Source organism: Raineya orbicola (assembly GCF_002843425.1).
Taxonomy (GTDB): domain Bacteria; phylum Bacteroidota; class Bacteroidia; order Cytophagales; family Thermonemataceae; genus Raineya; species Raineya orbicola.
This window is the reverse complement of record NZ_NKXO01000004.1, coordinates 1-21,370: the sequence shown is the minus strand read 5'-3', so window position 1 is coordinate 21,370 and position 21,370 is coordinate 1. Positions and strand designations below refer to the sequence as shown.

The following is a 21,370-nucleotide window of genomic DNA, read 5'->3' as shown; positions in this document are numbered from 1 at the left end:
AGCTAAAACTTTATGCTAAATGTATAAAAAAATCCCGAAACTGCAAAATTTCGGGATTTTTTGATTTTACTTGTAGCTCCTTTGCGTGAGCTTAACATTTTCAAAGATTAGCTCTTCTTTGTGCAGTACTTCGGGCTGATTATCACCTTTGTATTCCCAAGCGGCTACATAGGCGAAGTTTTCATCATCACGTTTTGCCTCACCATCTATTTGGTACTCTTCTCGGAAGTGTCCTCCACAGGATTCGTTTCTGTGCAGAGCATCATCAACCATTAGTTCGCCAAGCTCTAAAAAGTCAGCTACTCGGTAGGCTTTTTCCAAAGTTTGGTTAAATTCTTCATTAGTACCTGTAACCTTTACATTTTTCCAGAACTCTTCACGTAACTCTTGGATTTTGCCCTTGGCGTATTTCAAACCTTCCGCATTGCGAGACATACCGCAGTAATCCCACATAATTTTACCTAACTCTCTATGAATTTCATCAACGGTTTTATTACCTTTGATAGAAAGTAGTTTCTGAATGCGGTCTTTCACTTCCTTTTTAGCTTCCTCAAAAGCAGGGTGAGAGGCAGGTACTTTATCCGCAGGACCAATCGTTGCTAAATAATCACCGATGGTATAAGGAATTACGAAGTATCCATCGGCTAATCCTTGCATAAGGGCAGAAGCTCCTAAACGATTAGCCCCGTGGTCAGAGAAATTACATTCACCGAGAGCATACAAACCCTGAATGGTAGTCATCAGGTTGTAATCTACCCACAAGCCGCCCATCGTGTAATGCACCGCAGGGTAAATCATCATAGGTACTTCGTAAGGGTCTTGGTCGGTGATTTGCTTGTACATATCAAAAAGGTTGCCGTATTTGGCTTCAATTACGGCTTTGCCATCGCGTTTGATGGCATCGGCAAAGTCCAGATACACTGCTAAACCTGTCTGACTCACTCCTCTACCTTCATCACACACGTATTTGGCATTGCGAGAAGCCACATCACGAGGCACAAGGTTACCAAAAGAGGGATATTTCCTTTCCAAAAAGTAGTCGCGGTCTTCTTCTTTAATATCTTTGGGCGATTTGAGACCTTTACGAATGGCTTCGGCGTCCTCAATTTTTTTAGGCACCCACACGCGTCCATCATTACGCAAAGATTCCGACATCAAAGTTAGCTTAGATTGGTAGTCACCTGATACAGGAATACACGTAGGGTGAATCTGCGTAAAGCAAGGATTGGCAAACAAAGCCCCACGTTTATGAGCTCGCCACGCCGCCGAGCCGTTAGAACCCATTGCGTTGGTAGAAAGGTAAAAAACATTTCCATAACCACCTGTACAGAGCAAAACGGCGTGAGCCGAATGAGCTTCAATTTCGCCTGTTACGAGGTTTCGGGTGATAATGCCACGACATTTGCCATCTACTACTACCACGTCCATTAGTTCAGTACGAGGGAACATTTGCACTTTGCCTGCGGCAATCTGACGGCTCAATGCCTGATAAGCTCCTAAAAGAAGCTGTTGCCCTGTTTGTCCTTTGGCATAAAAAGTACGTGAAACTTGAGCTCCCCCGAAAGAGCGATTATCTAAAAGTCCGCCGTATTCGCGGGCAAAAGGCACGCCTTGTGCTACGCATTGGTCAATGATATTTACAGAAACTTGTGCCAAACGATATACGTTTGCCTCGCGGGCTCTGTAATCGCCTCCTTTGATGGTATCGTAAAACAGACGGAAAACGCTATCGCCGTCATTTTTGTAATTTTTGGCAGCATTGATACCGCCTTGTGCGGCAATAGAGTGAGCCCTACGTGGGCTATCTTGGAAACAAAAAGCCTTTACATTGTAGCCCAATTCGGCAAGGGTGGCGGCGGCAGAAGCTCCTGCCAAACCTGTTCCTACAACAATGATTTCATATTTGCGTTTATTGGCAGGATTGACAAGTTTTAGGTTGAACTTGTGTCTGTCCCATTTTTCGGCAAGCGGTCCTTCGGGAATTTTGGCGTCTAATTTCATATGAGCTATGCGTTTATGTTTTTATGGAAAAAATGTTGTCAAGATATTTTTAATTTGTTCTTTCAATTCGGGGATATTTTTTGAATGATGTTCCAAATAAGTAAGTCATCTACTCCAAAGTACTGATGAATAACAATGTTTCGTAGTCCAACAATATTTCGCCACTCAACATTACTTGTATTTGATTTTAATTCATTAGATACTCTACTTGCGGCTTCTCCAATAATTTCTATCTGACGCAATACGGCATCATACCTCATTTTTTCTCTTGTAAAAATTTCAAAATCAACTTGTGCGGTGTACTCTAAAATGCTTTCTACTGCTTCTAAAATATGAAGCAAACGAACTTTATCGCCCAAGTTATCTTGCATACAGTATTTGTCTTTCCTTTTCAATTAATGGTTGCAAGTGCTTGGAAATACCTCTGACCGAAACCAAATCTACTTTTTTTTGAAGTAGCTCTTCTATTTCGTTTTTCCAACTCAAAAACTCCCAACCAATAATCTGTGAGTAATCCAATTCAACCAAAATATCTATATCGCTTTCTTCATTAGCTTCCTCTCTTGCATAAGAACCAAATAAATAAGCCTTTATGATAGGTTTTCTTTGAAAAAAAGGTAGCAGCCGTTGCCGTATATTTTCTAATTCGCCAGTCATTTTATCCCGCTCCTCCTTCGCTCATTTTTCTTTCTTCACGAGGCTTTACAATAGCAGAGACTATGCCTGCTACAACCAAACAACTTCCCAATGCCACCAGCGAAAGACTTTCTTGTTTAGTGTGCATAAGCACAGGAATGCACGCATACGCCGCAGGCACAAATACTGCAAAAGCCACCCCTACGTGATGAATAAGGGCATTATATTTTTTGTGGTTCAGACCGAGTGTCTGAAAGGCACTCTTAAAGCCGTGTACCAAATGAAAAGCCAAACCTACCATAGAAACTACATACAAAATCACAATCCAAAGCTCACTGAAAGCTATTTGCGTAGCTTCATAAAGGTTATGTACGCTTTTGCCATCAAGGGTGGTTTCGCTCAAACCGCCAAATTTTGATTTAGCCCAAAAAGCCTGTAAATGCACTACCAAGAAAATCAAAATGATTGTTCCCAAGAGCATCATATTCCGAGAAGCCCAAGAACTGCTTTTACCCATATTTACATAGGCATACTGCACGGGTCTTGCGGCTCGGTTGCGAAGCGTAAGAATGATGCTTGTTACAATATGCAAGGCAATGAAAAAGAAATTACCAATGGAGATAGTTTGAATAAGCGGGTTATGCCCCATAAAATCGGCATAACGATTAAATGAAACGCCGTTATCATCTTTGAGCAGTTGTAAGTTGCCTAATAAATGAACCACCAAAAATAAAATCAGAAAAAGCCCTGTAAGAGCCATAATGAGCTTTCTGCCCAAAGAGCTTGTAAGCATATCTACAAGCCAATTTGTTTTTTGTGTGGTAGCGGTTGCCATAAGATTTAGGTTTTTGTTTTGGTTTAATTACTATTTGTGCATAAAAAATGTTTCTATAAATGCAAGTTCAAAGTTAGCGAATATCTGAAAAGAAACCAATACAGACAAGTTTTTTTTCAATTTTTGTAAAGTTTTTGTTAATTTGCCACAAAATTAACATTTTCCGCTTTTCTATGAAATTTTTTTATTGCTTTTGGTTTTTGTTTTTGCCAGCACTGGTTTTCTCTCAGAATAGCGGTCAGGCAGTTGTATCTGATACTGCGGCAGCGTATTTTTCTAAAACCATTACCGAAAAAGATTTGCAAAAACACCTTTTCAAATTAGCATCAGCGGAAATGGAAGGTAGAAAAACAGCAACCAAAGGGCAGAAAAAAGCCGCTTTATATCTTACTAATGAAATGAAGCGAATAGGTTTGAAACCTGCCAATCCGAAAAATAAAAAAAATCCGTATTTGCAACCCTTCAAAGTGGTGATTTCAGGTTGGTTTTATAGCTTGCACGGAGGCGTTACCGAAAATAATCGTGAAAAACTACCTATCGCTGAAACAGAAAACGTTGTAGGTTGGATTGAAGGAACAGATAAAAAAGATGAATATATCATCATTTCGGGGCATTACGACCACGAAGGCGTACAAGGGGGGAAAATTTATTTTGGAGCAGACGATAATGGTTCGGGAACTTCCACTATTTTAGAAATAGCAGAAGCCTTTATGCTTGCACAGAAAGCGGGTTTTTCACCTCGCCGAAGTATTGTATTTTTACTTGTTTCCGCTGAAGAAGTTGGGCTTTTAGGGTCAAGATATTATGCAGATTTTGAGCCTTTGTTCCCTTTGGAAAAAACTATTGTAGATTTGAATATAGATATGATTGGCAGAATTGATAAAACTTACGAGAAAAAAAAGAACGAAAACTATGTTTATCTCATTGGTTCTGATAAAGTTTCAACGGAACTAGATAGCTTACAAAAGGCTGTGAATGATAAATATACGAAAATCATCTTGGATTACACATACAACGACCCCTCTCACCCCGAAATGCTCTACTATCGCTCCGACCACTACAACTTTGCCAAAAAGAATATTCCTATCATTTTCTATTTCAGTGGCTTACACGCCGACTATCATCAACCTACCGATACGCCCGAAAAAATCCGTTATGCCAAAATGTCAAAAATTGGGCAGCTCATATTCCTTACGGCTTGGGAACTTGCCAACAAAGAGCAACGCCTACGTATAGATAAAACCGATAGAAATTAAAGTTCAAACAAGTTGTAACGTGTTTTTTTCCATAATTATACCTGTCTATAATCGCCCTGATGAGTTAGGCGAGCTTTTGCAGTCGCTTACAGAACAAGTTTTTGATAAAGAAAAAATTTCTTGGGAAATCATTGTAATAGACGATGGTTCAAAGCAAAAATCGGATAAAATAGTTGATAGTTTCAAGGAAAAACTGCCTATTCGTTATTTTGATAGGGCAGAAAACGTGGGGCAAGGTTTTACGAGAAATTTTGGCTATCAACAAGCCCGAGGCGAGTATTTTATCGTATTTGATTCAGATTGCATAGTGCCACCGAATTATTTGCAAAATGTTTATGATTTTTTGCAAAAAAACTATTTAGATGCTTACGGCGGACCCGATACCGCTCACGAAAGTTTTACAGACACGCAAAAAGCCATCAGTTATGCAATGACTTCGCTTTTTTCCACAGGAGGCATACGTGGCAATAAAAAATCGGCAGAAAGGTTTCGCCCTCGCAGTTTTAATATGGGGATTTCAAGAGAGGTTTTTGAAAAAACAGGAGGCTACATTATTACGCGTATGGGCGAAGATATTGAGTTTAGCATTCGTATTGAAAAAAATGGTTTCCGAGTGGGGCTTATTCCTGATGCTTTTGTGTATCATAAACGCCGAACTACTTTCAAACAATTTTTCAAACAATTACATTTTTTTGGCAGAGGGCGTATCAATATCAGCCGCTTTCACCCCGAAGAAATCAAGTTGGTGCATTTTTTTCCTGCGGCTTTTGTGTTGTTTTTATTTTCTATTCCTTTGCAAATGCTTGTTTTTCAGCCGTTGGCTTGGCTTTCGCTGATAGTGTTAGGTTTTTACAAATTGCTTATATTTTTTGATGCCTTGCAGAAAAATAAAAGTTTCAAAATAGCTTTAATGAGTGTTTGGGCGGTATTTATTCAACTTATCAGTTATGGAATAGGTTTTTTACAGGAATTTGGGCGAAAGTTGCGTGAAAAAAATAGATTTTTTTTGCAACAAAATTAAAAAAAGCATAGTTTTGCCTTGCGAAAAAACTAAAATTTTGCCTTATGAAATTCTTGATACAAAAATTTGCTCTTTTGGCTGTGCTGGCTTTGAGTGCTTGTAATTTAGACCAATACAACAATTCGGACTTGAAAAAAATAAGAGATGTACGCGAAGGCGATATTTATGTATATGGTGCAAAAGGCGATTCGGCTCGTCAGTTGCGTCAGCAATACCCCGATGACCCCAACGCCGCTAAACGCACCAAAGCTATTCGTGAAAAGTTTTTTAGTGTATCCAATGGCTCTAATCTGCAAGACGGCACGCCCGCCCCTGCTGATACAGCCAAAACACCTGCCCAACAAGATGGCAATAAACCCAAAGCTGAAAAAAAGTAAATCAATTCCTTCAAATAGCATAATAGCGGCAATATCATTTTAAGATAGAATGATGTTGTCGCTTGTTTTTTATTAGTGGTGTAAGGTTATCTAGATTGGAATTAAGATATTTATTTGGGGCTTAGTTATTGCAAAATTTTGAGTTCTACTCGTCTGTTGAGGCGGCGAGCTTGTTCGGTATCTTCGGAAGTAAGAGGGCGTTCTGCCCCATAACCGATGCATTGAATACGACTTTTAGAAATTCCTTTTTTTACAAGATAATCTCTGATAGCCAAGGTTCGCTCCAAAGAAAGTTTTTTCAAAGACTTCTTATTGCCATAAATTTCAGTATGTCCCTCTAATTGTATTCGCATTTTTGGATTTTTCTTCATTACTTTGGCAAGCTCATCTAATTCAGGATAGGATTCGGGCATAAGTACCGCTTCACCTTGGGCAAAAAATATGTTATTCAGGCGTAAGGTAGCATCTTTTTCCATAGGTTTGAGTAAAATATCTTTTTCCATTTCGGTATATTCGCTAATGGTAGTGGCATCAATGGTGATTTCTTGTGGGAAAAACCCTTGCAATTCGGCACTGATTTTATATTTTTTGCCAATTTTCAGACTTGTATTGAACTTACCATTGGGGTTTTCCAGTGATTTGGGGTTATCGTTGATTTCTTGTATAATGAGGTGAGCAGGAATAAGTTCTTGTGTTTTTTCATTGAGGGTTCTACCTTTTAGTACAAGCATTGGCTCTACCATTCGGGTTCTGTAAATATCGCCGCGTGAGCTATGATAGCCAAAATTGCCTTGTTTGGCGAAATAGATGTCCATTCCTTCGGTATTGATTTTGTTTCCCAGATTTTCGGGTTCGCTCCAGTTTAGCCAAGTATCGTCAAGGCGTTTAGTTAGGAAAATATCAAAACTACCATAGCCCGAAAATCCATTGGAAGAAAAATACAGCGTTTTGCCGTCATTGTCCAGATAAGGGGTAGCTTCATCTGCCACCGAGTTGATGATATTGCCTAAATGAATAGGTTTGCCAAAACTTTTGTTATCTTTGCGAAAAGCTACATATAAATCATTGCCTCCCAAAGTATTAGAGGCTTCTGTGGAAATAATAAGCACTTTGCCATCAGAGTTTAAAGTGTATTCGTTGAATTCACTTTTACTTTCAAAGCCTTCAATTTCTAAAATTTCGGGCTTTCCCCACTTACCTTCGGGTGTTTTGTATGTAATAGAAAGCCCTTTTTCAAGTCTGCCATCGGGTAAGTACTTGTTGTTCAGAAGCATATAGCTTTCGTCGAGAGCAATGGTAAAAGCGGCATTGTGTTGTCGGTTGTTGAGTGGCTCACCAATATTTATAGGATTATAGGCATTGCCTTTGTCATCAAGTTCGGCATACCAGATATCTTGCTTATAGACCATTTTGCCGTCTATGGTGTCTTTAATATTTTCAGGGTGATTGAGACGAGTGAAATAAATACCTTTACCACTTGGCAAGACTACGGGATTGGCTTCTAAATATTGCGAATTGATACCACTTAAAGGCTCTGAATTGAACTGCACTTCATTTTTTCCTAAATTGGGTTTGATTTCTATAGGTGCATCACTATCCGAAATGCCTATAGCGTCAATTTGATTTTCCCCAGTTACTTTTCCCGTTTGCAAGGTAATTTTCAAAGAAACTACCGAGTAAGGTGTTTGAGGAACAGCCAAACTGAACAATCTGCCTTTGCCTGCGGGAGCTACTTGTGGATTTTTGTAAATCAGATACTCTTTCCCCGTGTCATCATAAGCAAAAATTTGTGAAATAGCTCCTGCATTAAAACTTTCTGCTACTAAAACCTGTTTGATACTCATAGGGTTAGCAAAACCAACGTGAATGAACTCATCTTTTTTGCTGTTGTTGGCTTCTTGTGGCGACCAAGCACAGGGGCTATTCTGAAAGGCTGGCAAAACATTGGGTTTGCCGAGTGCTTGTTCAGCTTTGTACTGCTTTCCCGAAGTGGATTTTTTTTCCGAAGATACAGCAATTATTTTGCTCGCCCATTGAATATTTTGTGAATAAGCCACCAAACACCACCAAAAACCCACAAAAGAAAAAATAAATTTCATAAAATTGGAGATATTGTTTTTACCCTTGAAATGTAGGAAATTTGTCTGAAAGTTCTAACTTTGCCTCAAAAATAATTTTTTTCATTGAAAAAATTTGTATTTCGCACCAAATTCGGTTTATTTATGAATTTTACAGCACAACTATCTATCAGTGAATACCCACCTTATGCCGAAACATATCTGAAACACTTGAAAAGTGATGATATTCTTTTCGCCTTACAAGAGCGTTTAGAATTTTGTAAGCAATTTTACAGCCAGATTAGCGAAGAAAAAGCCAATTTTTCGTATGCACCTGATAAATGGACTATCAAAGAGGTACTATTGCACATAGTTGATTCCGAAAGGGTGCTTTCGTACAGGGCGATGGCTTTTGCTCGTGGAGAACTGCAAGCTCTACCTGGGTTTGACCAAGATGCTTATGTTCGTAATTCGCAAGCACAGAAGCGTTCTCTACAAAGTATTTTAGAGGAGTTTGAGGCAGTTAGAAAATCTACTATTTCACTTTTTGCCCATTTGCCTTCTGAAACACTTGCCATAGTGGGCAATGCCAATAACTTCCCTGTTTCGGTAAGGGCTCTGGCGGCAATGATAGCAGGACACGAAATTCACCATACACATCAAATTCAAACAAAATATTTGTAGTTCAAAAAAACAAAAGCAATGAAAGTTTTTAACAATTTACTTTGGGTATTGGAAAATGGTATTCTTACGCTTACCATTAACCGAGAAAGCAAGCTCAATGCACTCAATACTGAAACCTTGAATGAACTCAAAGAGGCTTTTCAGGCGATTTATGATGATGAGGACATCAAAGGGGTAATTCTGACGGGAGCAGGCGAGAAAGCTTTTGTGGCGGGTGCTGATATAAGCGAAATAGCTCAACTCACCGAAGTAAATAGCCGCAAATTTGCCGAAGCAGGTCAAGAAATCTTTTTGGCGATAGAAAATTGCCCCAAGCCTGTGATTGCGGCGGTAAATGGTTTTGCTTTGGGAGGAGGTTGTGAAATTGCTATGGCTTGCCATATTCGCTTGGCAAGCGAAAATGCCAAGTTTGGCTTACCCGAAGTAAAGTTAGGCATCTTGCCCGGTTATGGGGGTACGCAACGTATGCCACAAATTGTGGGGAAAGCCAAAGCTCTTGAAATGATGCTTACAGGCGAAATGATTTCGGCACAAGAAGCTCTGCATTGGCATTTGGTAAATTATGTTTTACCTGATAAAAATGCCCTTTTACAAAAAGCCAAAGAGTTACTCCAAAAAATGCTCAAAAATAGCCCTTCGGCAATAGAACTTATCATTACCGCAACCAATGCTGGTACTTACAACGAAGTGGGCTATCAGGCAGAAGCAAATGCTTTCCAAAAAGCTACTCGTACAGAAGATTTCAAAGAAGGAACTTCAGCATTTTTAGAAAAAAGGGAAGCCAAATTTACAGGAAAATAATTAAAAAATTAGTGGTATTAGAACCCCTAAACCCTTTAAATTTAATTTTTGCAACGCAATCAAAAACTTATTTTGAAGTGTATATTATAGGCTTAGGTGCTTATTTGCCTGAAAAAATTATTGATAATAGCTATTTCAGTGAGATTATGGGATTAGGTGAGGACTGGTTTCTCACACGCACAGGCATACATACGCGTAAAAAAGCATCTGAAAGTGAAAATACCAATATTTTGGCTATCAAGGCTATTAAGAATTTAGAACAAACTCCTCATATTAAACTTACAGACATAGATTTGATAGTAGGAGCTACTTACACGCCTTATGATACCATTCATACGTTAGCTCACGCCGCACAGCGTTACTTGCAAGTTGGTGATATTCCCGTACTTTCACTTTCTACGGCTTGCTCTTCTTTCTTGAACGCTTTGGAAGTGGTGCAAGGCTATTTTGCTATGCAAAAATCCTCAAAAGCTCTGCTCATTGCCGCCGACCACAATACGGCATACAGCGACGAAACCGATAAAAACAGCGGGCATTTGTGGGGTGATGGAGCGGTTGCGATGCTTGTAAGCAAGGAAAAGCCCTTGAGTCAGCCTTATATGGAAGTTCTGGATATTTTTACGGCAGGAGGAGGAAATTTGGGTAAAGCTGATGAAAGTGTTTTTCTCAAACCTGTCAATGAAGGTTTTTTGATGAATAATGGCAGAGATGTATTTTTACACGCCTGCGAATATATGAGTAAAGCAGTGCTTAAAGTTTTAGAGCGTAATCAGAAAAATATTGCTGATATTGCTTATTTTGCACCGCACCAAGCTAATAAACGTATTTCCCTAAATGTTGCTGAAAATTTACAATTGCCTTTGGAAAAATTACTTTCTAATGTAGAATATTTGGGAAATACGGGTTGTGCGGGCTGTGCTATCGCCTTGTGGGAAAATCAGCATAAATTTCAACAGAATGATTTGATTGCAATGAGTGTATTTGGCGGTGGATATTCGTATGGAGCGGCTTTGCTTCAATTTTGGAATAATTAAACTTTTGGAGCTATGATTTTATCAGGTAAAGAAATTTTACAAAGATTGGGTAAGGAGATTCTTATTGAACCTTTCAACCCTAAACAGCTCAATCCCAATAGCTATAATTTGCGTTTGCATAACGAACTGCTGGTGTATGATGAGCCTGTTTTAGATATGAAAAAGCCTAATCGTTTTCATTCTATCACTATTCCCGAAGAGGGTTTGGTGTTAGAAACAGGTAAATTGTATTTGGGCAGAACTATTGAATACACTCGTACCGAAAATTGTGTTCCGATGTTGGAGGGGCGAAGCTCGGTGGGGCGTTTGGGGCTTTTCATACACGTTACGGCGGGTTTTGGAGATGTTGGTTTTGCAGGCTATTGGACATTGGAAATTTTTTGCGTACAGCCCATACGCATATATGCAGGCGTAGAAATTTGTCAAATTTACTATCATACTTTGGAAGGTGAATTTGAAAAATACAATAGTGGTAAGTATCAGAACAATCAGAGCGTACAGCCGAGCTTGCTTTACAAAGATTTTGAGATATAATTTGATTTTTTGCAAAAAAATCTTGTAATTTCGTGCAGAATCTTTTTCCCTGAAACCGAAAAGTCTTTTTTATGAACATTCACGAATATCAAGCCAAAGAATTATTAAAACGCTATGGGGTGCGTATTCAAGAAGGTTTTGTAGCCGATACACCTTCCAAAGCCGTAGAAGTAGCCCGCCAACTCAATGCCCAAACAGGTACGAATTGGTTTGTAGTAAAAGCACAAATTCACGCAGGGGGTAGAGGTAAAGGGGGCGGTGTGAAACTGGCTAAAAACTATGACGAAGTACGCGAAATTTCTGAAAAAATCTTGGGAATGCAACTTGTAACCCCTCAGACAGGTCCCGAAGGGAAAAAAGTACATAAGGTACTTATTGCCCAAGATGTATATTATCCCGGCGAAAGCCAGCCCAAAGAGTATTATATGAGTATTCTTTTGGATAGAGCTACTGCTCGGAATGTGATTATTGCCAGTACCGAAGGGGGTATGGATATTGAGGAAGTAGCCGAAAAGCACCCTGAAAAAATTATCAAAGAATACATTGATACGCGTGTAGGTTTGCGTGATTTTCAGGCTCGCAAAATTGCTTTTGCTTTGGGATTAGAGGGCAATGCTCATAAAGAAATGGTTGCCTTCATTAAATCGCTTTACAAGGCTTATTTGGAAAGTGATGCCTCTTTGTTTGAAGTAAATCCAGTACTTAAAACTTCTGACAATAAAATTTTAGCCGTAGATTGCAAAGTAAATCTTGATGATAATTCCCTTTTCCGCCACCCTGACCTTGCCGAAATGCGTGATATTTTGGAAGAAGATCCTCTGGAAGTAGAAGCAGGCGAAAATGACCTAAATTACGTAAAACTGGACGGAAATGTAGGTTGTATGGTAAATGGGGCAGGGCTTGCTATGGCGACTATGGATATTATCAAACTTTCGGGTGGCGAACCTGCTAATTTCCTTGATGTAGGCGGTGGAGCTAATGCAAAAACCGTGGAGGCTGGTTTCCGTATCATTCTCAAAGACCCCAACGTAAAAGCTATTCTCATCAACATTTTCGGAGGAATTGTACGTTGTGATAGGGTTGCTAATGGGGTAGTGGAGGCTTACAAAAAAATTGGTAACATCAATGTGCCTATTATTGTACGCTTGCAAGGTACAAATGCCCAAGAAGGAGCGAAAATTATTGATGAGTCAGGTTTGAAAGTGTATTCGGCGATTACGCTTCAAGAAGCCGCCCAAAAAGTACAACAAGTTTTGGCGTAAAAATACAAAGCCCTCCATCAAAGAGGGCTTTTTTGTTTGCTAATCAACCCAATCGGCTATAAAAAGATTAGTATCTCTTGTGCCACCATTGTTGCGGTTAGAACTGAAAATGATTTTCTTACCATCAGGCGAAAACATTGGGAATGCGTCAAAAACGTTATCAAAAGAGATTTGCTCTAAATTTTTTCCATCTAAATCTATCATAAACAAATTAAACTGATAGCCACGCTTTGAAAAATGATTGGAACTGAAAATAATTTTTTTGCCCGAAGGGTGAAAAAAAGGAGCCCAGTTGGCTTTTCCTAAATTCGTAATTTGTCGCAGATTAGAGCCATCAGCATTGCAAACAAAAATTTCCATATTGGTAGGTTGTACAAGACCTTGTGCTAAAAGTTCTTTGTACTCACGGATTTCGTCTTCGGTTTTGGGGCGAGAGGCTCGGAATACAATCATAGAACCATCGGGAGAAAAAAATGCTCCGCCGTCGTAGCCTAAATCGCGGGTGATTTGTTTTAGTCCTGTGCCGTCTATGTTCATAACCCATAAATCTAAATCGCCTGAACGCATAGAAGTAAAAACAATTTTATCGCCTTTGGGTGAAACAGTGGCTTCGGCATCATACCCATGAGTATCGGTGAGCTGTTTGATGATATTGCCGTTCAAATCAGCAATAAAAATATCGTAGCTATCGTAAATAGCCCATACGTACTTACCCGAAGGACTTTTGGGTACGTGAGGGCAAGCGGCATCTGCTTTGTGGGTAGAAGCGTATAGAATATGTTTGCCATCGGGCATAAAGTAGGAGCAGGTCGTTCTACCCTTGGCAGTGCTAATCATTTTAGGTTTTTTCTTTTTCAAATCATCTTTTTTGAGGTCTGCTATAAAAATTTGGTCGCAAGAAACGCCCCAAGCCTGATAATCTGACTGAAAAACTATTTTTTTTCCATTGGGGCTGAAATAGGCTTCGGCATTATTGCCCCCGAAAGTTAGTTGCCGAACATTCTTGAAGTGTTTTTCTTGTGGATAATGAATTTGAGCAAAAGAAAATGAAAAACAGCAAAGTAAAAGTAAAGAACAGAAAAGATTTTTACACATAGCAAAGGATTTTGAAGTGGGTGCATTTTGAAATAGCACGCAAATAACGGAATTTTCAGTGAGTTTGTTATGATTTTTATTAGCTTTTCGTGTAATTTTTCCGTAAGAGCTCAATACCTATACCGCATTGCAAGCATTTTTTGAGTTGGCAATGAGTATGAAAAAGTTCCAACAAAGCTTGCGTATCGGCTGCCGATTGTGGTTCAGCTCCGATTTTTTGCCATTTTTCAATGATGTGATTGCTTTCGGCAGGCAGTTGTTCTAAAAAAGAAATGGCTTTATCTAAATATTCGGGCTTTTGGTAAGATTTGCTGTAAAAAACTAAAAGCGGAACAATCGCATTGATAAGCAAACTCTGAAAACTGCTTTTGCCTAATTTCGAAGCGGTTTTTTCGGTAGTTTTTCCAAAATGATAATGCTTTTGCCAATAATCAGAAACATTAACAGAAAAAATTTTCTGTAAAGTTTCAAACTTTTCTGCATACAAAAGCACAGAAAACAAATTGACATTTTGAAACAAAATTTGAGCCAATTGTGCCAGCCGAATGGTAGGAAAATTCGCAGGACGTAAGCGTAAAAAATTCCATTCGCTTACTTGTAAAGGCACTAAATTATATTTGTGCTGTAAGAATTGATATTCCCGCTGTAAATTTTGGGCATATTCGTTTTCTAAATTTTCGCTCAAAAAGCCTGCCTGTCCGAAAAGCAAAGCCTCTATTTGCAAAAGACTATTTTGATGTTTCAAAAAGATTTTAAGCGGCGTTTGCCGAGCAAGTTTAGCACAAGGTTCTGCATTGATTTTGAAGCCAAAACTTTCTGTCAGTAATCGGTACGTAGTTTCTTCCCAATCCTGACGGGTTTCTTGCCAAATTTGTTTTACTTTTTCGCTTTTGCGTTCAAGTCTTTGCACCAGCATTTTATCCCAAGTGCTTAAAACAAAGATATTTTCTACTTCGGCAAATAAGTTTTCGCAAGGGATAAAGTTTTTATTTGCTAAAAGTTGTCGGTAATTATGCAGAAGGGTAGGATTTACTCTGTTTTTGAGTTCCAAAGTGGGCAAAGGTACTTGTTGTAATTCTTTCAAATCATTTTCCCAAACTATGTGAAGGATAACGTTTTCATATTTGGCATTTTGGTTATGCCCGTGTTTGAGCCAGTCAGAGGTTTTGAGATGCATTTCTACATAGCCTTTTCGGTGCTTTCCATTGAAGGCTACGATAGCATTTTCAAAATCTGCTCCTTCGTTGGGGTTGTACTTGCCTGTGTCTAAAATTTTGAGGCTTTCTCCTGCAAGAGTCTGTAAATTTTCTTGCGAAAAATAAAGATGTTGCCAAATGAAATGGAGAAAGTCCTCACGCATAAATTATTGAAAATCAGCTTTTGTAACTATTTCAGGCTTTTCAGATGTTTTTCAAGACTTACTTCATCGGGGATAAGCACTTCGCGGGCTTTGCTACCTTCAAAAGCTCCTACGATGCCTGCTTTTTCCAGTTGGTCAATAATTCTGCCTGCTCGGTTGTAGCCTAATTTGAGTCTGCGTTGCAAAAGTGAGGTACTGCCTTGTTGGTGCATTACCACGATACGAGCCGCTTCTTCAAAAAGTTCATCTCTATCATCAAAATCAAAATCTTCTTGATTACCTTCACCTGCTTCGCCTACATATTCAGGTAAGAGGTAAGCGGAGGCATATCCTTGTTGTGAGCCAATAAATTCGCAAATGTTTTCCACTTCGGGAGTATCAATAAAGGCACATTGTACTCGCACTAAATCCGAACCCGTAGAATAGAGCATATCACCCATTCCAATCAGTTGCTCGGCACCGCCAGCGTCTAAAATGGTACGGGAATCTATTTTGGATGTAACTCTAAACGATAGTCTTGCAGGGAAATTAGCCTTAATAACTCCTGTGATTACATTTACAGAAGGGCGTTGGGTAGCTACTACCAAATGAATACCAATGGCTCGGGCAAGTTGTGCCAGTCGTGCAATGGGTTGCTCTACTTCTTTACCTGCTGTAATCATCAGGTCAGCAAGCTCATCAATAATCAGGACAATGTAGGGTAAAAATCTATGCCCTTTTTTAGGATTAAGTTTGCGTTCTTTGAATTTTTGGTTGTATTCTTTGATATTTCGGCAAGAAGCCTCTTTGAGCAAAGAATAGCGGTTGTCCATTTCAATACAAAGCGAATTGAGCGTGTTGATAACTTTGGACGTATCGGTAATGATAGCTTCTTCCTCATTGGGCAATTTGGCAAGAAAATGTCTTTCTACTCTGTTGAAAAGCGTGAGTTCTACTTTTTTGGGGTCTATGAGAACGAGTTTGAGTTCAGCAGGGTGCTTTTTGTAAAGCAGAGAAGTCAAAATAACATTCAGACCTACGGATTTACCTTGCCCTGTTGCTCCTGCAATAAGCAAGTGAGGCATTTTGGTCAAATCTACCATAAAAATTTCGTTGGTAACAGTCTTACCAAAGACAATAGGTAAATCCATTGTACTATTTTGGAACTTTTCGCTTGCCAGTAGGTTTCGCATACCTACTACTTCACGTTTTTGGTTAGGTACTTCAATACCGATAGTTCCTTTGCCCGGAATAGGGGCAATAATACGTATGCCCAAAGCAGAAAGTGAAAGAGCAATATCGTCCTCTAAATTTTTGATTTTAGAAATCCTTACGCCTGCATCAGGCACAATTTCGTAGAGGGTTACTGTAGGTCCGATAGTAGCTTTGATAGAGGTAATGCCAATGCCATAGTTGGCAAGGGTAGTTACAATTCGGTTTTTATTGGCTTCCAGTTCCTCTTTGCTTACTTCAAAACGAGAATGAATTTCATTTAATAGTTGTAATGTTGGAAATTGATAGCGACTTAAATCTTGGCGTGGGTCATAAGTTCCTAATTTCTCAATATTCCAATCGGCTTCTTGTTCATTGTTATTTTCAGGTTCAGGAATGGTATCTTCGTCATATTCTTCCTCATCAAAACTTTTTTCTTCAAAATCAGTTTCCTGCAAGTGTGAAATAGTATTTATGGGTGTATTGGGTTGAATTTCTAAAATAATTTCATCATCATTTCTACGTTTTTTGCTTTCCATTACTAACTGCTTTTCAGGATATTCATTTTTTTGTTCTCGCTCTAATTCTAAATGAGGAGCGTCCCAAACTTGCTTTCTTTCATTCTGGGCGATTTCAAGAACATCTTGGATATTTTCTTGGCGATTTTCTATGAGTGAGCCTTGCAGTTTGCTTTCTGTTTTGATATTGTTTTCTTGAATTGGAGTGTTCTTACTAACTTTTTTGTTTTCTTTGATAATTTCCCCTGTAGCTTTGTTGATAAGCACAATACCTAATTTTTCCAATTCATCATCAGTTTCTTCATTCTCGCTGAATTTGTTTTGTAAGTTTTCTTGTAAAGGCACATCATCAAATTCTTCTTGCTCTTCTTTGGGGATAGGCTTTCTGATTATTTTTTCTTCATTTTTTTCCTTTTTCTTGGAAGATTGAGGTAAATCAGCATTGTTATTGGCTTTCTTTAGGGTAGTCAGATTAAAAAAATACACTACAAAGACCAAAAAAACAACAATCAGTAAAAAAACAGTACCAATGCCTATTAGGTTAGAAAGCAGTTCGGCAATAGCAAACCCCGTAACTCCTGCAATACTATGTACAAAGGAATTTTGAGGCAAAAAAATAGCTAAATATCCTAATAGGGTAGAAAGCCACAGGGCAACAAAAAAGAGCAGAGCCAAAATTTTTTTGGTTGGAAGAATAGACATCTTGAAAATCCACTGGAAACCCCAATTGGCAAGTAAGGGTATCAGAAAAAATGCCCCCAAACCAAACCAACGATAAATAAAATAGTAAGAAAAAATTGCCCCATAAATCCCCAACCAGTTTTCAACCTCCTCACCTGCTTCGCGTATGCCTGTTTCGTTATAGGCTTCTACAAGACTTTGGTCGGCTTGGGCGGTAAAAAGATACGAGACAAAAGCAAATAGTAGATATAAAGCCCAAAACAACAAAAAAAAGCCCCAAGCTATCTGAAAACGTCTATCTTTCAGTGGCTTGAAAACAAGTTTTTTCTTTTTTGGGGGAGTAGTAGCAGTAATTTCTTGATGAATGTAAGTATTTTGAGCCATTGCAAGAGATTTACTTGCAAATATAAGTAATTTTTGATTGTATTGCATAAGGGCGAGGAAGTATTTTGCTATTTCCTATGCTGATAAGTGGATTTATGAGAGACCTTGGGAAGCTGTTTATGCTTAAAAGTAGGTTTTAAGAACTTGCGGAGTAAAAAGCCAAAAATAGTGGGTAAGGGTTTGGGCTTAATAGTCCAAAGTCTTTTTGTTATAGCTTTGCTTCTATAAGTATCTAAATGCCTAAAATTTAGTTACCAAGAAAATTCTCATTCTTTTGACTTATTTCACTATCTTTGTGAGCAAACTGCTAACACTATGATAAATTTTAATGTAGGTCCTTCTAAGGTTTATCCTGCTATAAAAGATTTTTTGCAAGAATCTTACGATAAAGGAATTTTAGGGTTGCCACATCGTAGCCAAGAGTTTATGGATATGGTGAAAAAAACTATTTTTTTGCTGAAACAAAAACTGCAAATTCCCCCTCAATATACAATTGTATTTGCCTCTTCGGCTACCGAATGTTGGGAAATGATAGCACAATCTTTGGTAACAAGTAAAAGCTATCATATCTTGAATGGAGCTTTTGGCGAAAAGTGGTATCAATACACACACTATTTACATCGTAAGTCGGAAAAATATCTTTTTGAAATCAATGAGAGTTTAGATACTGAACGCATACAAACTTTCTTTACTTTTGCCGAAAGGCGTAGTGGTAAAGCAGAGTTAGAGGATAAAGCTCTTATTTGTTTTACTCAAAATGAAACTTCTAATGGCACACAAGTTCCAATAGAAGTTATCAGGAAAGTACAGGAGAATTTCCCCAAACAGCTCATTGCCGTTGATGCAACCTCTTCTATGGCAGGCATTGAGTTTGCTTGGCGAAGTGCCGATATTTGGTATGCTTCGGTGCAGAAGTGCTTTGGTTTGCCCGCAGGGCTTGCTCTGATGATACTTTCTGAAAAGGCAATTGCTCGTATTCACGAAATAGGGGAGCATAAACACTACAACAGCTTGTTAAAAACCTGTGAGCAAATGCAAAAATTTCAGACTACACACACGCCTAATGTGTTGGGTATTTACCTGCTGATGCGTGTGATGGAAACTTCTGAGAACATCAAAGAAATTGATAAAAAAACGCAAGCAAGAGCAGTGAGTTGGTATCGTTTTTTTGAAAAAAATCCCTACTTCCGCCCTCTCATTCACAATGAAAAAGTGCGTTCAAGTACCGTGATTGCCTTGCAAGGCAAACCTGAACAGATTGGCACTATCAAAGAGAAAGCCAAACAGGCAGGTTTCCGTTTAGGAAATGGTTATGATAAATGGAAAGAAAATACTTTCCGAATTGCAAATTTTCCTGCTATTAGCGAAACAGAAATTCAACAATTACAGGATTTTTTCCTGAAAATAGAACTATGAAAATCTATGATGCTTGCTTTTTATAAACTATATCGTTTTTATCGCCTTGAGGCAAAAAAAACTTTCTTTTTCAGTTTGCCTATCATTTTCGCTCAATTAGGGGTCATTTTAATGGGGGTAATTGATGTGGTGATGATTAAAGATTTAGGGGTAGTAGCTACTGCCGCCGCAGGAGCAACCAATGACACTTTTTTCTTGATTTGTATGCTTAGTATTGGGAGTATGAATATCATTGCCCCTTTGATTTCGCAAGGCTACCAAAAGCAAGATGCGGCAGAAAGCCGAAGAGTGTTTTTGAGCGGATTGGTATTAGCGGGCATTTTGGGCAGTCTGACAATGATAGTTTTGAAAATTATAACGGATAATTTTGAATGGCTACGCCAAACCCCTGAGGTAACGCAAGAAGCTAAAAAATTCTTAGCAGTGCTGAATTATTCAGTTATGCCAGTTTTATTTTTTCTGGTCTGCAAGCAGTTTACTGATGGACTTTCGCTTACTAAAGTCGCAATGACTATCACGTGGATAGGACTTTTAGCGAATGTATTTTTTAATTGGTTGCTGATACACGGAAATTGGGGTTTCCCTGCTATGGGCTTGGAAGGAGCGGCACTGGCTACCGTTGGAGCTCGCTTGCTGATGCTTTTGCTTATAGTGCTATTTCTTTTTGCTCACCCCAAAACACGAAAAATTTTGCTCACTCCCATTCCTGATTTAACTTGGCGAGAAGTCGGAAAGGTATTTCGTTTGGGTTTGCCTGTGGGAATTACGTATTTTTTGGAAGTAGCGGCTTTTTCAGTAGCAGGACTGCTCATTGGCAATTTAGACCACTATTCACAAGCCGCTCATAGGGTTGTGATTTCCTTGATTTCCACTACTTATATGATTACATCAGGCATAGGAATTGGCAGTGCTATTCGTATGGGGCAGGCTTTTGCTGAAAGAAATTTTTACAAGATGCAAAAAGTAGGTATTTCTGCGATTGCTTTGGCAATTTTAGTAATGGGGACTTTTTGCATAATATTTCTACTTTTTCCTGAAACCATCGTGATTCATTTTATTGAAAATGACCCCAAGGCAGTCTCTATTGCGATTAGTTTGCTAATTATCGGTGGGATTTTTCAGATTTCTGATGGCACGCAGGCGGTGGGTTTGGGCATTTTGCGTGGAATGGAAGATGTCAATATCCCCACAATGATTGCAGTCATAGCCTATTGGCTAATTGCTTTACCGATTGCCATTCTTTCTCATCAGGTAGGTTGGGGAGCAGTAGGTATTTGGGTAGGCTTACTTGCAGGATTAAGCACATCGGCTTTTTTACTAACTCGGCGTTTTTGGCAACTTATTCAAAAACAAAAAAAGCAGTTTCCTTCAAAAACTGCTTTGTGAAATATTTTTACCAAATTTCGCTTCAATCTACAATGATACCCAAGCTCAAAAGTTTTGTAGAAACTCTGAGTTTGGCTCTGTCGCATTGCTGTTTATTTACTTGGTACATTAGCTTGCCTTCTTTCACCACAAAATTGAAGCAAGCATCTCGGATATGTTTTTCGTCTTCGGTGATAATCATTACATTTCTGCCAATAAGTTTTTGAGCAATATCTTTTACATCAAAAGGACTTGTAAAGGGTATAAAAAGCACATCACAATCTTTAATATCATTAGGGGTATTGTATCTTTCTACAATAAATTTCAAATTGTAAGTGCTTTTGGTTGCTGCCATACGCCGCAAACCTTCGTAGAGAGGACTATTGCCTAAAACACCAATTTTAAGTTCTGTTTTTACAGCAGGCCACTGGGTAAATTTGCAAAAATTGTAGATATAAACAGGGTGGTGGGCATAATTTCGTACATTAGATTGTCCCGAAGCCATTTGAAAAAAACTCATAAAAAAACAAAAAAGCCCCAAAGATAAAATGCGTGTCATTGCGGTATCAATTTTCGGTATTTATGGCAAAACTATAAAATTTTGACAAAAGTTAGATAAAAAAAACGAATTTGCCAAAAAAAGTAAATTTTTTTAGAAAATTCTATGTAAGTTTTGAGTAAGTCAAAGTAATTAGGATAAAATTTTAGAGGTTTTGTAATTTTTTCTATGTTCTTACGTGAGTTAAGCGGCAATATCTTGAAAAAGTTCAAAATTTGTAAGTAGATTTTTTTCTTGAAAATCTCTAATAGTGGGCTTTTTATCTAGGAATTTGTAGGCAATAATTCCAGACCACAAATTGAC

Annotated in this window: 19 protein-coding genes; 10 read left to right on the top strand and 9 right to left on the bottom strand. The window is 38.5% G+C overall.

Annotated elements, in window-relative coordinates:
* Positions 1-66: 66 nt before the first annotated feature.
* The 4 genes from Rain11_RS01610 to Rain11_RS01595 all read right to left on the bottom strand — a co-directional run bounded on the left by Rain11_RS01610 (position 67) and on the right by Rain11_RS01595 (position 3,472).
* Positions 67-2,001, bottom strand: a complete 1,935-nt coding sequence (locus Rain11_RS01610; protein ID WP_101357582.1) for a fumarate reductase/succinate dehydrogenase flavoprotein subunit — start codon at positions 1,999-2,001, stop codon at positions 67-69.
* A 62-nt stretch (positions 2,002-2,063) separates the two neighbouring features.
* Complete coding sequence (locus tag Rain11_RS01605) at positions 2,064-2,372, bottom strand: HepT-like ribonuclease domain-containing protein (RefSeq protein ID WP_101357581.1); 309 nt, start codon at positions 2,370-2,372, stop codon at positions 2,064-2,066.
* Positions 2,362-2,658, bottom strand: coding sequence for a nucleotidyltransferase family protein (locus Rain11_RS01600; protein WP_101357580.1), 297 nt, complete (start codon positions 2,656-2,658; stop codon positions 2,362-2,364). The genes Rain11_RS01605 and Rain11_RS01600 overlap by 11 nt, the downstream gene beginning before the upstream one ends.
* 1 nt (position 2,659) lies before the next feature.
* Positions 2,660-3,472, bottom strand: coding sequence for a succinate dehydrogenase cytochrome b subunit (locus Rain11_RS01595; RefSeq protein ID WP_101357579.1), 813 nt, complete (start codon positions 3,470-3,472; stop codon positions 2,660-2,662).
* 173 nt (positions 3,473-3,645) lie between these two features.
* Here Rain11_RS01595 and Rain11_RS01590 point away from each other — a divergent pair, with 173 nt between their 5' ends.
* Genes Rain11_RS01590 through Rain11_RS01580 form a run of 3 tightly spaced genes read left to right on the top strand, consistent with a single transcriptional unit; the run spans position 3,646 to position 6,126 of the window.
* Complete coding sequence (locus Rain11_RS01590) at positions 3,646-4,728, top strand: M28 family metallopeptidase (RefSeq protein WP_101357578.1); 1,083 nt, start codon at positions 3,646-3,648, stop codon at positions 4,726-4,728.
* Between the two features lie 19 nt (positions 4,729-4,747).
* Positions 4,748-5,749, top strand: a complete 1,002-nt coding sequence (locus Rain11_RS01585) for a glycosyltransferase (protein ID WP_101357577.1) — start codon at positions 4,748-4,750, stop codon at positions 5,747-5,749.
* A gap of 44 nt (positions 5,750-5,793) precedes the next feature.
* Entirely contained in the window at positions 5,794-6,126 is a 333-nt protein-coding gene (locus Rain11_RS01580; protein ID WP_101357576.1) for a hypothetical protein, read from the top strand.
* 125 nt (positions 6,127-6,251) lie between these two features.
* Here the strand turns inward: Rain11_RS01580 and Rain11_RS01575 are convergent, their stop codons facing one another.
* Positions 6,252-8,225, bottom strand: a complete 1,974-nt coding sequence (locus Rain11_RS01575) for an OmpA family protein (protein WP_101357575.1) — start codon at positions 8,223-8,225, stop codon at positions 6,252-6,254.
* A gap of 123 nt (positions 8,226-8,348) precedes the next feature.
* Here Rain11_RS01575 and Rain11_RS01570 point away from each other — a divergent pair, with 123 nt between their 5' ends.
* From Rain11_RS01570 to sucC, 5 genes are all read left to right on the top strand, one after another.
* Positions 8,349-8,867 (top strand): DinB family protein, encoded by a 519-nt coding sequence (locus Rain11_RS01570; RefSeq protein WP_133121463.1) that lies wholly within the window; start codon positions 8,349-8,351, stop codon positions 8,865-8,867.
* An 18-nt stretch (positions 8,868-8,885) separates the two neighbouring features.
* Positions 8,886-9,668 carry an enoyl-CoA hydratase/isomerase family protein gene (locus Rain11_RS01565; protein ID WP_101357573.1) on the top strand — a complete coding sequence of 261 codons (783 nt, stop codon included), beginning with the start codon at positions 8,886-8,888 and terminating at the stop codon, positions 9,666-9,668.
* Between the two features lie 77 nt (positions 9,669-9,745).
* A complete protein-coding gene (locus tag Rain11_RS01560; RefSeq protein WP_101357663.1) occupies positions 9,746-10,702 on the top strand; it encodes a 3-oxoacyl-ACP synthase III family protein in 957 nt (318 codons plus the stop codon).
* A gap of 12 nt (positions 10,703-10,714) precedes the next feature.
* Positions 10,715-11,236, top strand: a complete 522-nt coding sequence (dcd, locus tag Rain11_RS01555) for a dCTP deaminase (RefSeq protein ID WP_101357572.1) — start codon at positions 10,715-10,717, stop codon at positions 11,234-11,236.
* Between the two features lie 71 nt (positions 11,237-11,307).
* On the top strand, positions 11,308-12,498 hold the full coding sequence (sucC, locus tag Rain11_RS01550) for an ADP-forming succinate--CoA ligase subunit beta (RefSeq protein WP_101357571.1): 1,191 nt from the start codon (positions 11,308-11,310) through the stop codon (positions 12,496-12,498).
* A gap of 39 nt (positions 12,499-12,537) precedes the next feature.
* On the opposite strand, the gene Rain11_RS01545 is transcribed toward sucC, so the two are convergent.
* The 3 genes from Rain11_RS01545 to Rain11_RS01535 form a co-directional block, all read right to left on the bottom strand.
* On the bottom strand, positions 12,538-13,593 hold the full coding sequence (locus Rain11_RS01545; RefSeq protein ID WP_101357662.1) for a TolB family protein: 1,056 nt from the start codon (positions 13,591-13,593) through the stop codon (positions 12,538-12,540).
* A 79-nt stretch (positions 13,594-13,672) separates the two neighbouring features.
* On the bottom strand, positions 13,673-14,953 hold the full coding sequence (locus Rain11_RS01540; protein WP_101357570.1) for a DUF2851 family protein: 1,281 nt from the start codon (positions 14,951-14,953) through the stop codon (positions 13,673-13,675).
* Positions 14,954-14,979: 26 nt separating this feature from the next.
* Positions 14,980-17,775 (bottom strand): DNA translocase FtsK, encoded by a 2,796-nt coding sequence (locus Rain11_RS01535; protein WP_101357569.1) that lies wholly within the window; start codon positions 17,773-17,775, stop codon positions 14,980-14,982.
* A 267-nt stretch (positions 17,776-18,042) separates the two neighbouring features.
* On the opposite strand from Rain11_RS01535, the gene Rain11_RS01530 reads away from it, so the two are divergent.
* Positions 18,043-19,143 (top strand): aminotransferase class V-fold PLP-dependent enzyme, encoded by a 1,101-nt coding sequence (locus Rain11_RS01530; RefSeq protein ID WP_101357568.1) that lies wholly within the window; start codon positions 18,043-18,045, stop codon positions 19,141-19,143.
* 6 nt (positions 19,144-19,149) lie between these two features.
* Entirely contained in the window at positions 19,150-20,529 is a 1,380-nt protein-coding gene (locus tag Rain11_RS01525; protein WP_101357567.1) for an MATE family efflux transporter, read from the top strand.
* Between the two features lie 22 nt (positions 20,530-20,551).
* Here Rain11_RS01525 and Rain11_RS01520 read toward each other — a convergent pair whose 3' ends face one another.
* Positions 20,552-21,067, bottom strand: coding sequence for a YfiR family protein (locus Rain11_RS01520; protein WP_101357566.1), 516 nt, complete (start codon positions 21,065-21,067; stop codon positions 20,552-20,554).
* Positions 21,068-21,370: the final 303 nt, after the last annotated feature.